The organism is Klebsiella sp. KP20-425-1, assembly GCF_025813515.1.
GTDB lineage: Bacteria > Pseudomonadota > Gammaproteobacteria > Enterobacterales > Enterobacteriaceae > Klebsiella > Klebsiella pneumoniae.
On record NZ_CP109614.1, the window covers coordinates 86,995 to 101,139 of the forward strand.

The window sequence follows — 14,145 nt, forward strand, 5'->3', positions numbered from 1 at the left end:
GGGCGTGATTTTCCCACCCCTCGTGAATCAAACCTGCTAAGGCTCAACCGGCGTCAGAAAGTCCAGCCGCAGCGGCTCAGCCAGCAGAGACTCCATCTGCGTCATAAACGCCTGAAAATAGGGCATCGCGACATGGGCATCGAGGGCGTCCTGTCCCTGCCACGCCTCGCGCATATAGAAGGTGTCCGGCGCGTCGCGCAGCTGAAACAGGGCATAGTCGAGGTTGCCCGGCTCCTGTCTCGTCGGCAGGAGCAGCGCCTGCAGGGCCTGGCGCAGGGCGTCCGTTTGGCCCGGTTTCGCCTTGAGCACGGCGATAAGCGATATCATCTTAAAACCCCTCCAGCACGATCTTGCCGACGGCGCGTCCGGTTTCCAGCTGGCGATGCGCTTTCTGCAGATTGGCGGCGGTGATAGCGCCGTAGTGTTCGCCAAGGGTGGTTTCGATAGTATGGTTGTCGATCAGCGCCGCCACGCGGGTGAGCAGCTGATGCTGGGCGATCATATCATCCGTCTCAAACATTGAACGGGTGAACATAAATTCCCAGTGCAGGGACAGGCTTTTGGCTTTCAGCGGCACCACGTCCAGGGTCTCCGGGTCATCAATCAGCGCCAGCTTGCCCTGCGGGGCGAGGGCGTTGATCAGCGCGTTGAAGTGCTGCTCGGTATTGGTCAGGCTGGCGACATGGGTTACCGACGTGATACCAATGCGCGCCAGCTCGTCGGCGAGCGGCTTGCTGTGATCGATCACATGGTGCGCGCCCGCCTCGCGGGCCCACTGCTGGCTCTCGGGACGCGAGGCGGTGCCGATCACCGTCATGGCGGTCAGTTTACTGGCCAGCTGGGTCAGGATAGACCCCACGCCGCCCGCCGCGCCGACGATTAGCAGCGTGTCGCCCGCATTGCCGCCTTCCTCAACGCCGAGACGGTGAAACAGCAGCTCCCAGGCGGTGATCGCCGTCAGCGGCAGCGCGGCGGCGGAGGCATTATCGAGGGTGCGCGGTTTGTGCGCCACCAGGCGCTCATCCACCAGCTGATATTCACTGTTGCTGCCGGCCCGGCCCAGCGCGCCGGCGTACCAGACCTCGTCCCCGGGCGCGAACAGCGTCACTTCCTCACCGACGGACTGCACCACGCCAACGGCGTCCCAGCCCAGCACCCGCGGCGTGTCGCCCTGAAAGCCGGCGCGCACTTTGGTGTCTACCGGATTGACCGAGATAGCCTTCACAGCGACCAGCAGATCACGCCCGTGGGCGGTGGGGATCGGCAGGTCGATCTCGGTTAAAGAAGGGATGTTGTTGCCGTCAGCGGCGGCTTGAGTAATGGCGATAGCTTTCATAACTGCTCCGGTCTGTGATTCGGGTGAATGAAAAGATGGAGCCATCGTAGACCGCTGCCGGGAGGGGAAAAACGGGCTAACGGCAATAACAGTTATATGCAGAAAGTGAAAATCAGCCCACCTGATAGAAGTCGAGCATCACCCCATCCTGGGTCCGGCCACCGGCGCAGATAAACAGCGAGGTGGTTAGCCAGCTGAGCGCGGGAGCATCCACCTCAAAGGTGGGCACGGTGCGAAAATAGATGGCTTCTGGCGGAATATCGCTAAAAAAGCGCATATCGTCGGCGAAAAGCTGGTCATGATACTGGGCCGGCACCCGGCGGATGCCATTGTTTTCCACATAGACCGTGCCTTCCGCCACCTGCAGGGCATAGCGGGCGGACAGCCTGCAGGTGCCGTCGGGTTCGATTATCTGGCTGTCGACGCCGCCGGGTAATACGTGGCCGCGAAGTTGACCCGAGACGCTGCCGCCGACAATCGGGATCAGCTGGCGCTTACCGGTCTGCGGGCTGCGGGAGACGATTATCGGTTTATCAACCTGGATGGTAATGGAAAAACAGTGTCTGAGTTCGGGGGTCATTATGGCTCTCCTGTTTCGGTTGGTAACGGCACGCGGCCACCGCGCCAGTGTAACGGGTTTGCGAGAGACAAAATAACGCAGGGTTTGGATAAAAATGATTGGCTGGGATGATGAGTTTGGGGGGCTCAGGTTGGTAGGGAGTGGCTGTGGGGGAGCAGGGGCAAACTGGCGGAGATCACAGGAGTGATATTGTGTTTTTATCTTGTTGTTTTTATTTTATTTTATAAATATATAATTATTTTTTATACATATACTTATACGCATTTTCTTGACTGACAAGCTATCTTATAGATAAAGCGCCAGTGACCGTTCTTATCAAAAAACTTTTTTTTAGAAAAACTGTTCACACTGTTCACTACACATTTTTATCTTTATTATTCATATGTTTACGTGGTGAATGGTTGGTGAACAGTGAACACTTTACTGTTCACCACCACAGGTTATAGGTACAAGCGCTATAGTCTGTTTTGAGCGAAAAGCGGAAGCGGAATGTATGCTTAAAATCGAGTAGTTTTGAGCTGTATTACGGTACTGAAGTTCGTTGAAGCAAGCAGAACGATGAAAAACACCTGTATGTGATCACTGCTAAAAAGCCCTCCGCTATAGAGGGCATTAAACTAATATAGGTTGTTTGGTCTCAACAAATAAGGTTATTCAAAGAAGGAGAATTTGATCCTCTTTCATATCTGGCGCAGTCACATTCTGTATAGGCTCTCCAATCATATTGAAATCAGCTAAGTTTGGTGGTGGGATCACGGTGAAGGCTTGCTGTCCTCGATGTTCACATCTATCGCGCAGAAGCATCAAAATGCGCCCCAAAACGTTCATTCCGGAATATGTATGGTTACCAATACTTTTAGCCCCCCAAAACTGATCTTTTTCAGAATACTCAACGATTGGTTTATCACCGGTAGAAAGAAGAAGAGTTGAGAATTTTTCCCAATTTTGACAAAGTTTAACGCAAACCGCCCACTTCATAATTGCCACTCGTTCTTGATCCCAGCATGTGCGGGTTAATGAATGGTATTTTCTTGAGATCCTTTTTCCATACATAGGATTATTTTGAGAAAGGATTTCTTTCTGTACTTCTGGGTATGCAGTAAACCTCATAGCTTGATATAGGGTTTCACTCGACTGAATTTTTATATCATTAACAACAATAGGGTAACCTCGGGCCATATTAGACAACCCGCCCCATTTCTCTGTGGTTTTCCTGAAAACTACAGAGTTATTGTAATTATATTCTCTCAAATCAGACATTTTAGTATGTTTTTCTCATCATCAATGGATACCATTTGCTTAACGGATTCCAATCTTCCATATTTGGATTGCCCCACCAAAAAACAAGAGGGGTGTTGTTAGGACAGTTTCTGTAGGTAAATATGGTGCCACCAAAACCGAGGCCTCTATATGTTTTATAACCTAGTGGTTTCATTGAGGCTGCAGGATTATTACAGAGTGATATTATATAAAATCCTTTTTCACATAAAATCTTTTCAAATCTGTCTCTGTCATTTCCATTTTCGAAAACATAACTCGCAGCGAACCCTGTGCGTCCAGGTGCCTGGCCTTGAGGTGCAGTACTTATAAACCTTATTGGATCGAGATTATTTGGAATGTTAACATTTTCTTCTTTAGGCCAGAATACATCAGACTGATTCCTCATTATGAATTTGTTTTCATATATTTTTCCGAAGCAAACAAGGGATAGACTGATACTCTTTCCTGATATATTTATTGTTTGGATAAGATTTTTTTCTATATTATACAGGGCCGAAGTATGGGTGTACAGAGATGCAATAAGCAATGAACATTGATGTGGCGCGGAATGAATTATCCACTCTTCGAGATCTCGACAAACTCTATCACCAGTGAAAACAACATCATCCTGATAAACGAACCTATTCTTTGTATAATTATTGATATTAATTGGGAAGTTGTGAGTATTTAAACAGCTATTATTAAGTATTTCCAACATGTCACTTTGGCTTTTACCGTCAAGTTGCACATCTAAGAAAGAAGTATCATGCAATGTTTTACTTGCCGTATCCTTTATGGCATTATCTAAAAGTATTTCAAAATTATCTTTGGTAAAATACTGCTTTTTCAAAAGAAGATCAGTTTGTTTTAAAACAAATAAGCGGTCATCTTCATCAAATTGGGATACCCACTTTAACACATGATCCTTATCATTTTCATCACAAAAGTCGTTGTTTACATAATCTTTAATGGTATGAGCAATAGACTCAGCCAGAGTATCCATTAGTTGTATTATCTCTTTAGTAATAGGCATTTTATCTTCCTGCTATAAGTTGCTCTCAAACTCTAGATTGTAAGCACTGGCGCCGTCACTGAAGGCTTGCAGTCACTGGACATACTCTGTCCAACACTGATGAGTAGTATCATATGCCCCCCTACGGGGTTTGTCGAATATGGACCGTTAATATTTAAGACTTAGCTAGATATAATTTTATTTTTTTTCAATGTGTTAGATGGATAGGCCTACTAGCTACTCCAGCGAGTAAGCTCCGATTGCCAGACGACAATTTTACAGTAGTCATAGTTCGGTTTTTGCAAAAACCAGGATACTTGGTTTCTATAGCCTATAATTTTTTCACGGAGCGCATCATTGCAGGTAGCTTAAAACAATTGAACTTCTTCGCCTTTATTAGCATAGGCTGAAAATAGCAATATCCGCTTTTGGCACTGAGCAGCCTGATCACGTTTAAGGGTAAAAAGTTTTTTCTGGAAAAACTGTTCACACTGTTCACTCGGTTTTTTTATTGTTTATTTTCATAATGTTATCTGGTGAATACTCGATGAACAGTGAACACTTTACTGTTCACTCGGGTCGGTGTGCAGGTAAAAAAAGACCGGCAATGCCGGTCCGGGTAGTTTATTTCGCCGCGGGTTCATCGCACTTCGGCAGCCAGTCGGCGTTGCTTTCCTCCCTGAGGGCGAGATTGGTCTGCATGCCCTGATTTGTGCGGCGCTTCTCATAATTCAGACCGTACTCTTTCAGCATGGCTGAGAGCCCCTTGCCGAACATGGTCAGGCTGAGCGCATTCCTGTAACCGTGGGCTTCCATGTACACCAGATAGGCGTGATACAGATACAGGCGCGGCTGGCGCGGGATAATGTTGGCGTTCCCCATATACATCCCGTCCGGCTCCGGCAGCGCTTCCAGATAGCCGCAAAAATCAAACGTCGGGTCAGCGTCGCGCTTGATACTGAGTGCCTCGTCGGAGTTCTGCTGTGACTGGAGCAGGGCGCGGGCACTCATCGGGTCGCTGAACTGCTGCATCAACTGGCGCACGATGACGGCCAGCTCGCGGGCGATTTTATCCCTGAGCTGCGGGTCGCGCTCCTCCGGGGCTATCTGCTCCGGGAAGTGGATAATCACCCGGCGACGTGACACGCCGCCGCTGCGGTCGGTGAAGCGCATCGGATTGTTGTTCACGGCCAGAATCACCGCCGGAATATGCGTCGAGTACGGGTTCTGGTATTTCGGGTCAACGGAGACCGCATCGCCACCGGTAATGACCTTGAGTCCGGCACCGTCACCGCTCCATTTCTCCTGGTCTGGCAGACGAATGAGCGAGAAGCCTGTCAGGGAGGCGCGCTTGCGGGGGTCTTCCAGCGTGTTGATGTCCGCTGACGTGGCGTTATCCCTAAGCTCATTTCTCAAAGGGCCTATGGTTGCACAAGGTTGTACCATGGTATTCAAAACTTTTTAAACCAAGAATGACAATTTCATTATTAGGCCGGAATAGTTACTAATTTTAGTATAGGTTGCGATTGTTTAAAGCATTCTTTATTATGATGCAGATTTTATTATTACTAACGGGGTGCAAAAAACACGTATGGAAAAAAATGTTGGTAACCACAATAAAAATTCTGATGTACTTATACTTAAAGGTATGTTGAACAATTTAAAAGATGGTTTAAATAATTTTGAATTATTGCTTAAATTGCAGTTTAAAATATTGGCGTGCGTGATGAGATGTGAGCGAAAAATTAAGTCTCTTAAAAAGGATAATGCTAACTTAAGGTCGGCATTAAAAAAATCAAGACTTCCAAAAGAAAAATCCCTGGCAGTAAAAGAAAAAATTAAATACAATTCTGAAGTAATTGCTGCAGAAAAATTCAAGATATATACGTATAAAATGTTTGGCGATGCTGTTGCATTTTTATACATCGATAAATATACAATTAAACAGTTATACTACAATGTACATAATTACAATATTAAAGAAACATCGGGGGATTTGAGCGGTAAGTCTGGATTGCGAGAGGAATGGGAATGCGTAAAACTTGCATGTGATAATAAAGTTCCAGCTCTGTTGCATGATATTACAATGAGTATAAGGCATGGAGATGTATCACTTTTAGGTAAAGATGAACCATTTATTATTGAGATGAAATCAAGCTCAAATACAAATAAGAGAGTTGAGCGGCAAAAATCTAACCTTGAAAAATTAGGAAGTTTCATAGCAAAAGACGAAGCCGAAAATTTTCGAGGGATTCCATTGTTAATCAGGAAAAATTTGTTAACTGAAGAGGAATCATATTCTCAGATTTTAAATGAGTGTCTTAATGATTGTCGCAGCAAAGGAATGGCTTTGGTAGAAGCTGAAAAAGGATTTTACATCTGCGCAGTTAGAGAAGGGAATATGGCTTCTATGCTAGAAAATATAGATTTTGATGAAAAAAAAGAAGTTTTTCCTGTATTTCTCAATCAATATAAAAATAATGGGGAGTGGCTACCATTAACACCATTTACTCTATTAATTAACGATCCCTACGATCTCCATGATTTTATCGAAGGGGAATTAACAATAGCTTGTTTTTTAATGCTCGATGAATACAAAAAAATTGCTATAGAACTAGGCTATGAATTAGTTTTTGTTTCTAATGATGAATATAGTATCTTGTTAAAAAGAATTGGTGAAGATATTATATTTGGTGTTTCCTGGCAAATGTTGTTAAGAGTTCCATTAGAGATGATGTCAATGTCATGGTTGATAAAAGAAAGTATTAATGTATATAGTAACTCACTAGGAAATAGCACCCATAAAGATGAATTAAATCAGGGGCAGGGGAATACTAAAAATTCATTATTCGAAAAATACAAGAATTTATTTTCTCACTAATTAAGCATTGTAATGATATTTGATTTTTTCTACAGGCTTGGACGAAATCATATAGCTCCAAGCCTGTTGTATCGGTATCAAAAAGAAAGTGATATTATTGTTTATCTAATATATTTTTTTACTTCCATATTATCTTCATCGTCAAAAGAGTACTCAACTATCATACGGCTATTTTTACCTGACTTAATATCTTGAAGCCAAGCTGAGGCAACCCTAGGGTCTAAATGCTGTTTTTTACTCGGTTCATTATTTTTTAGCTTATCAAGCCTTATTGCTCTTTGAAGAGTTTTATCGATGTAGTCTTCCAAATCAATGGACAAGTTCCTTTTGGGATATAAATATTGGTATTCATCACACAATAGTACTCCTGGTAATTTAATTTCGCGTAGGTCGAAAGAATACCAACTATAGTTTTTAGACTCATTAGCTAATTCTGAAACTAGATGAGCCCCATTTTGTTGCAAGAGAGATATTTTGTGATCGATGCTAATGTCGGATATTTCTCTTAAAGACTCAAAATGCATGTTTTCGTAGATAGTATTTAATAAAATACTCTCCATGTAAGAGTAAAAATCAGTACCATCGATGATAATATTAGTTTCATTGTAGACTGCAAGAGACATAAGATATATGAAGAAAACTGCGGGAGTACTATTACCTCTGTTTATATCAAGTCTAAGGGAGTTGACATAATCAGGCGGAGAGTTTGAGAAAATTTCTCTTATTAACCAGTCTGGAATAGTGATTCTTGTTAGAATGTCAGCGTTCAAACTTGAACGACATAAAAAAATACACATCTTTAATTTTAATTTTATTGAAAATGATGGGAATAACTGATCGATGAAAGATAAAACACATGTATACTCTACTAAGTCTGTTTGTTGCAACTTTTCTTTTATTTCATTTTCAAGCATTTTTAATTTAAAAAAATCATTCCTTTTTTCTAATATTTCCCAATGAAATAATTGCTCTTGAGCGTACGCATGCCCCTCTAAAATAGCTAGCATGCTTAAAGGAATGTTTAGGATTTCTTGATAATTATTGACATACCCAAAGAAATGGACTCTGATATACACACCCATATCGTCATCATATTGTAATGATGCTTTAATATTTTTATAATTTAATTTATTAGTACTGTTGTTTTTGAAGTGATAATGTAAAATAATCTCAGTATCATCAACTAATAAATTATCAAAAGCCTCCTTTGTTTCATATTTAAAATAGTTATATAGTCGACCTGAATAATTTAACCCCCAGTGAGTTGTAGAACAATCAAGTAAATGGATTGTTTCATGGAGATATGTTTTATAAAATTCAATTTCGCTATCATTAAAATCATATATGCTTTTATTGTCTATGATATTTTGTGCTTGCGGTAAACTTATGTTTAATTCATCGTTTGAAATCTCAATTAAATGTGATGAAAAATCATAAGAACCCAATGTTTTGCTGTTAAATATACACCCGCTCATAGCAAATCCCCTAAAAGATAATCAGAGTACCATTGAATCATCGTTTTCCTTTGAGAAAAATATTGTGCGTGATTATAGGTTCCTCGGATATTGTTCTTATCAACATGTGCTAATTGCATTTCAATCCAGGTACTATCAAATCCCTGTTCATGTAGGATTGTTGACATTGTATGTCTAAAACCGTGACCTGTAGCACGTCCTTTGTAACCAAGTAACTCAATCACTTGTGAAACACTTTCTTTTGAAATTGGTTTGCTACGATTGTTCCTGCCAATAAAAATATAGGGATAATGGCCGGTGATGGGTTTTAGCTGTTTAAAGAGGTCTACCACCTAAGTAGACAAAGGTACAATATGTGGTCTGCGCATTTTCATACGTTCCGCTGGTATCTCCCATATACCTTTTTGGAGGTCTACTTCTTCCCACGTAGCAAAGCGCATCTCCTGCGTTCTTACACCAGTCAGCATGACCATCTTCGTAGCATTTTTAGTGATGATGCTACCGGTATAAGCTTCGAGATCCCGAATAAAATGAGGCAATTCTTCGGCAGATAGAAATGGATGATGTTTTTGCTTAGGAACGGCCAGAGCGATGGCTAAATCAGGCGCAGGATTGTATTCAGCGCGGCCAGTTATGATTGCGTAGCGATAAACCTCACCGCACCTCTGACGTACCTTACGTGTTTTCTCTAGTGCCCCACGCTTCTCTATTCGTCGCAACACTTCAAGAAGTTCTAAGGGTTTGATTTCACTAATAGGACGTTTACCAATGAACGGGAAAACATCTTGCTCAAATGTTTTAATAATTTCTTCGCGGTAGGCAAGTGTCCAGCGATCGGCTTTATTTGAGTGCCACTCACGACATATAGCCTCGAATGAGTTTTCTGTTGAGAGCTGCTGTGCCAGCTTTTGGGCTTTACGTTCTTCCACTGGATCTATGCCGTTTGCAACCTGCTTCCGAGCTGTATCGCGTTTCTCACGTGCTTCAGCTAGGCTCACAAGGTCGTAGCTACCAAATGACATTAACCGCGCTTTTCCGGCAAAGCGGAAACGGAAACGCCAGCCCTTCGAGCCATCGGGATTGATAAGCAATGACAGGCCCTGCCCGTCGTTCAATGTGTATGGCTTGTCTTGGGGCTTTGCTCGTTTGATTTGTATATCTGTAAGTGCCATGTGTATAAGCCAAAAATGTGTATAAAAAATCTATACACATCACTATACATATTTTTCATGGATTCAGGGAGATCTTGTCGGACGGTTACGGATGAGTGATTTACTATATGCTTTGAAAATAAAGGATTTTTAGACTTTCTCGGATGGTGACGGAAGAATTTTGGCGGAAGATCACAGGAGTTGAACCTGCCCGGGACCGCTGGCGGCCCCAACTGGATTTGAAGTCCAGCCACCTCACCGGAGATGACGATCTTCCGCGCCTCGATTGCTACATGGAGGCGGGGTGCATTATAGCTACTTTCAGCCGTTTACCACATACCTAAACGCACTTTTTTACTGTTAAAACTGGACTTTACAGAACAGTCCTGGACAAATCCTCACAAAATCCGTGAGTTACACTTTTTCACTCCCTGATTCCCTACCGCGATCACAGAAAACAAGAAACGTAATCTGATAACGAGATATCGCAATTCATCTTAGTGCGGCAAAGGTTTACAAAAACCGTAACCGGTACCAACCCTCGGTGCCGCTAAGGGAATAGTGCGCATATGAAAGATCACATTTTGTCCGTCAAAGAGAAAATTGGTTATGGCATGGGTGATGCCGCCAGCCACATTATTTTTGATAACGTCATGTTGTACATGATGTTTTTTTACACCGATATTTTTGGTATCCCCGCCGGCTTTGTCGGCACCATGTTCCTGCTGGCGCGCGCGCTGGACGCGATTTCCGACCCGTGTATGGGTCTGCTTGCCGACCGTACCCGCAGCCGCTGGGGTAAGTTCCGCCCATGGATCCTCTTCGGCGCTATCCCGTTCGGCCTCGTCTGCGTGCTGGCCTACAGCTCGCCGGATTTAAGCCACAACGGCAAGCTGATCTACGCCGCCGTGACCTACACGCTGCTGACCCTGCTCTACACCGTGGTGAATATCCCTTACTGCGCGCTGGGCGGCGTGATCACCGACAACCCGACGCAGCGCATTTCGCTGCAGTCCTGGCGCTTCGTGCTGGCGACGGCGGGGGGCATGCTCTCCACCGTGCTGATGATGCCGCTGGTCAACTTTATCGGCGGCGAAGACAAAGCGCTCGGCTTCCAGGGGGGCATCGCGGTGCTGTCGGTGATTGCCTTCCTGATGCTGGCCTTCTGCTTCTTTACCACCAAAGAGCGTGTCGAAGCGCCGCCGAGCAGTACCTCGATGCGTGAAGACCTGCGCGATATCTGGCGCAATGACCAGTGGCGGGTGGTCGGCGTGCTCACCATCCTCAATATCCTCGCGGTCTGCGTTCGCGGCGGCGCGATGATGTATTACACCACCTGGATCATGGGCTCGGCGGCGCTGTTCACCGCCTTCCTCACGACCTACTGCGTCGGCAACCTGATTGGCTCGGCGCTGGCGAAACCGCTGACCGACTGGAAATGCAAAGTCAGCGTCTTCTGGTGGACCAACGCCCTCCTGGCGGTGCTCAGCGTGGCGATGTTCTTCGTACCGATGGACGCCGAAATCACCATGTTCGTCTTTATCTTCATCATTGGCGTACTGCACCAGCTGGTGACGCCAATCCAGTGGGTAATGATGTCCGACACCGTCGACTACGGCGAATGGTGTAACGGCAAACGCCTGACCGGCATCAGCTTCGCCGGCACCCTGTTTGTGCTCAAGCTGGGGCTGGCGCTGGGCGGCGCGCTGATCGGCTGGATGCTGGCCGGCGGCGGCTATGACGCCGCCGCTAAAACCCAGAACAGCGCCACCCTCACCATCATTATCGCCTTGTTCACCCTCGTTCCGGCGGTGTGCTACCTGCTGAGCGCGGTGATCGCCAAACGCTACTACACGCTGAAAACGCCGTTCCTGAAAAAAATGATGGCCGAGCTGGCCGAGGGCGCGCGTCGCAACGAACAAGATTTCACCGCCGCCCCGATCGACAAAGAATGGCAAAACTAAGAGGACGTTTTAATGAAAATCAGTGATGGAAACTGGCTCATTCAACCAGGGCTCAACCTGATCCAACCCGTACAGGTTTACGAGGTGGAGCAGCAGGGGAATGAAATGGTGGTTTATGCCGCGCCGCGCGATGTCCGCGAACGCGCCTGGCAGCTGGATACGCCATTGTTCACCCTGCGCTTTTTCTCACCTCAGGAAGGGATAATCGGCGTGCGCATGGAGCACTTCCAGGGCGCGCTGGATAACGGCCCGCACTATCCGCTGAACGTGCAGAAAGACGTCCATGTCGAAATAGAAAATACGGCCGAGTTCGCCGAGCTGAAAAGCGGCAGCCTCAGCGTGCGGGTGACTAAAGGTGAATTCTGGGCGCTGGATTTTCTGCGCGACGGCGTGCGTATCACCGGTAGCCAGCTGAAAAACAACGGCTACGTGCAGGATAGTAAGACCCAGCGCAACTACATGTTCGAGCGCCTCGACCTCGGCGTCGGCGAAACCGTCTATGGCCTCGGCGAGCGCTTTACCGCGCTGGTGCGCAACGGCCAGACGGTAGAAACCTGGAACGAAGACGGCGGCACCAGCACCGAGCAATCTTACAAAAATATCCCGTTCTACCTGACCAACCGCGGCTACGGCGTGCTGGTGAATCATCCGCAGCGCGTCTCTTTCGAGGTGGGTTCGGAGAAAGTCTCTAAAGTCCAGTTCAGCGTTGAAGGCGAATACCTCGAGTACTTCGTGATCGACGGCCCGACGCCGAAAGCGGTGCTTAACCGCTATACGCAGTTCACCGGCCGCCCGGCGCTGCCGCCGGCATGGTCGTTCGGTCTGTGGCTGACGACCTCGTTCACCACCAACTATGACGAAGCGACGGTGAATAGCTTTATCGACGGCATGGCCGAGCGCCATCTGCCGCTGCACGTCTTCCACTTCGACTGCTTCTGGATGAAGGCCTTCCAGTGGTGCGATTTTGAATGGGATCCGCTAACTTTCCCGGACCCGGAGGGGATGATCAAGCGTCTGAAGGCGAAAGGGCTGAAGGTCTGCGTGTGGATCAATCCGTACATCGGCCAGCGCTCGCCGGTGTTCAAGGAGCTGAAAGAGAAGGGTTATCTGCTGAAGCGCCCGGACGGTTCGCTGTGGCAGTGGGATAAGTGGCAGCCGGGGCTGGCGATTTATGACTTCACCAATCCGGAAGCCCGCCAGTGGTACGCTGACAAACTAAAAGGCCTGGTGGCGATGGGGGTCGATTGCTTCAAGACCGACTTTGGCGAGCGTATCCCGACCGACGTCCAGTGGTTTGACGGTTCCGATCCGCAGAAAATGCACAACCACTACGCCTTCATCTATAACGAGCTGGTGTGGAAGGTGCTGAAAGAGACCGTCGGCGAGCAGGAGGCGGTGCTGTTCGCCCGCTCCGCCTCGGTGGGCGCGCAGCAGTTCCCGGTGCACTGGGGCGGCGACTGCTACGCCAACTACGAATCGATGGCGGAAAGCCTGCGCGGCGGGCTGTCGATCGGCATGTCCGGCTTCGGTTTCTGGAGTCACGATATCGGCGGTTTCGAAAACACCGCGCCGGCCCACGTCTACAAGCGCTGGTGCGCCTTCGGCCTGCTCTCCAGCCACAGCCGGCTGCACGGCAGCAAATCCTATCGGGTGCCATGGGCCTACGATGACGAGTCCTGCGACGTGGTGCGCCACTTCACGCAGCTGAAATGCCGCATGATGCCGTATCTCTATCGTCAGGCGGCGCTGGCCAACGAGTGCGGCACGCCGATGCTGCGCGCGATGATGCTCGAGTTTCCGGACGATCCGGCCTGCGACTATCTCGACCGCCAGTATATGCTGGGCGATTCGGTCCTGGTGGCGCCGGTGTTCTCCGAGGCCGGCGAAGTGCAGTTTTATCTGCCGGAAGGGCACTGGACGCACCTGTGGCATAACGATGAATTGCCGGGTAGCCGCTGGCATAAGCAGCATCACGATGCGCTGAGCCTGCCGGTCTACGTTCGCGACAACAGCCTGCTGGCGCTGGGCAACAATGACCAGAAGCCGGATTACGCCTGGCATGAGGGCACCGCCTTCCAGCTGTTCCACCTTGAGGATGGACGCGAGGCACGCTGTAACGTTCCGGCGGCAGACGGCTCGACGATCTTCACCCTGAAGGCCAGGCGCCAGGGCAACGCCATCGCCGTGAGCGGCGAAGGCGAGGCCCGCGGCTGGACGTTATGTCTGCGCAATATCCCGCAGGTCGCGGGCGTGCAGGGCGGTACGCAGACCGGTAGCGAATGGGGAGTGGTGGTGAGCGCCGAGGGCAATACGCTGACGATTACGTTGTAAATAGGTTAACAGCAGCAGCCCTCTTCGCCAGGCGGAGAGGGTTTTTTTATTCCATTTTTGTACAAAAAGTAACGTTCATTTCATTGTGGTGACTCAGGCCGCAGACGCGGTTGTCGAACGGTGTTAGCGTATTCTGCCGCTGAGAGGAGCCCGCC

Annotated in this window: 9 protein-coding genes, 1 tRNA gene and 2 pseudogenes; 3 read left to right on the plus strand and 9 right to left on the minus strand. The window is 47.6% G+C overall.

Going from position 1 to position 14,145, the window contains the following annotated elements; all coding sequences use genetic code 11:
• Positions 1–36: 36 nt before the first annotated feature.
• From OHJ17_RS00445 to OHJ17_RS00470, 6 genes and pseudogenes are all read right to left on the minus strand, one after another.
• Positions 37–327, minus strand: coding sequence for a putative quinol monooxygenase (locus OHJ17_RS00445; protein WP_002922965.1), 291 nt, complete (start codon positions 325–327; stop codon positions 37–39).
• 1 nt (position 328) lies between these two features.
• Positions 329–1,336, minus strand: coding sequence for a zinc-binding alcohol dehydrogenase family protein (locus tag OHJ17_RS00450; RefSeq protein ID WP_019724978.1), 1,008 nt, complete (start codon positions 1,334–1,336; stop codon positions 329–331).
• A gap of 112 nt (positions 1,337–1,448) precedes the next feature.
• Positions 1,449–1,916 (minus strand): DUF3237 domain-containing protein, encoded by a 468-nt coding sequence (locus tag OHJ17_RS00455; RefSeq protein ID WP_002922963.1) that lies wholly within the window; start codon positions 1,914–1,916, stop codon positions 1,449–1,451.
• A gap of 654 nt (positions 1,917–2,570) precedes the next feature.
• Positions 2,571–3,176 carry an NADAR family protein gene (locus OHJ17_RS00460; RefSeq protein ID WP_025987674.1) on the minus strand — a complete coding sequence of 202 codons (606 nt, stop codon included), beginning with the start codon at positions 3,174–3,176 and terminating at the stop codon, positions 2,571–2,573.
• 1 nt (position 3,177) lies between these two features.
• Positions 3,178–4,209, minus strand: coding sequence for a phosphoribosyltransferase-like protein (locus OHJ17_RS00465; protein WP_019724980.1), 1,032 nt, complete (start codon positions 4,207–4,209; stop codon positions 3,178–3,180).
• A 603-nt stretch (positions 4,210–4,812) separates the two neighbouring features.
• A pseudogene (locus OHJ17_RS00470) lies at positions 4,813–5,586 on the minus strand (primase-like DNA-binding domain-containing protein); the annotation flags it as partial.
• A gap of 193 nt (positions 5,587–5,779) precedes the next feature.
• On the opposite strand from OHJ17_RS00470, the gene OHJ17_RS00475 reads away from it, so the two are divergent.
• A complete protein-coding gene (locus tag OHJ17_RS00475; RefSeq protein ID WP_019724982.1) occupies positions 5,780–7,069 on the plus strand; it encodes a hypothetical protein in 1,290 nt (429 codons plus the stop codon).
• A gap of 101 nt (positions 7,070–7,170) precedes the next feature.
• Here the strand turns inward: OHJ17_RS00475 and OHJ17_RS00480 are convergent, their stop codons facing one another.
• The 3 genes and pseudogenes from OHJ17_RS00480 to OHJ17_RS00490 form a co-directional block, all read right to left on the minus strand.
• Positions 7,171–8,544 carry a hypothetical protein gene (locus OHJ17_RS00480; RefSeq protein WP_019724983.1) on the minus strand — a complete coding sequence of 458 codons (1,374 nt, stop codon included), beginning with the start codon at positions 8,542–8,544 and terminating at the stop codon, positions 7,171–7,173.
• Positions 8,541–9,716 (minus strand): annotated as a pseudogene (locus OHJ17_RS00485) (tyrosine-type recombinase/integrase). The gene OHJ17_RS00480 and the pseudogene OHJ17_RS00485 overlap by 4 nt, the downstream one beginning before the upstream one ends.
• A 161-nt stretch (positions 9,717–9,877) precedes the next feature.
• Positions 9,878–9,972 (minus strand) — tRNA-Sec (locus OHJ17_RS00490).
• Positions 9,973–10,264: 292 nt separating this feature from the next.
• Between OHJ17_RS00490 and OHJ17_RS00495 the strand changes: the two genes are divergently transcribed.
• Positions 10,265–11,659 (plus strand): glycoside-pentoside-hexuronide family transporter, encoded by a 1,395-nt coding sequence (locus tag OHJ17_RS00495; RefSeq protein WP_004150230.1) that lies wholly within the window; start codon positions 10,265–10,267, stop codon positions 11,657–11,659.
• Between the two features lie 12 nt (positions 11,660–11,671).
• Positions 11,672–13,990 carry an alpha-xylosidase gene (yicI, locus tag OHJ17_RS00500; RefSeq protein ID WP_032433695.1) on the plus strand — a complete coding sequence of 773 codons (2,319 nt, stop codon included), beginning with the start codon at positions 11,672–11,674 and terminating at the stop codon, positions 13,988–13,990.
• Positions 13,991–14,145 lie beyond the last annotated feature (155 nt).

Bases quoted from the DNA above. Each gene is read 5' to 3' on its own strand.
- OHJ17_RS00445 (WP_002922965.1), bottom strand. From the start codon at position 327: ATGATATCGCTTATCGCCGTGCTCAAGGCGAAACCGGGCCAAACGGAC.
- OHJ17_RS00450 (WP_019724978.1), bottom strand. From the start codon at position 1,336: ATGAAAGCTATCGCCATTACTCAAGCCGCCGCTGACGGCAACAACATC.
- OHJ17_RS00455 (WP_002922963.1), bottom strand. From the start codon at position 1,916: ATGACCCCCGAACTCAGACACTGTTTTTCCATTACCATCCAGGTTGAT.
- OHJ17_RS00460 (WP_025987674.1), bottom strand. From the start codon at position 3,176: ATGTCTGATTTGAGAGAATATAATTACAATAACTCTGTAGTTTTCAGG.
- OHJ17_RS00465 (WP_019724980.1), bottom strand. From the start codon at position 4,209: ATGCCTATTACTAAAGAGATAATACAACTAATGGATACTCTGGCTGAG.
- OHJ17_RS00475 (WP_019724982.1), top strand. From the start codon at position 5,780: ATGGAAAAAAATGTTGGTAACCACAATAAAAATTCTGATGTACTTATA.
- OHJ17_RS00480 (WP_019724983.1), bottom strand. From the start codon at position 8,544: ATGAGCGGGTGTATATTTAACAGCAAAACATTGGGTTCTTATGATTTT.
- OHJ17_RS00495 (WP_004150230.1), top strand. From the start codon at position 10,265: ATGAAAGATCACATTTTGTCCGTCAAAGAGAAAATTGGTTATGGCATG.
- yicI (WP_032433695.1), top strand. From the start codon at position 11,672: ATGAAAATCAGTGATGGAAACTGGCTCATTCAACCAGGGCTCAACCTG.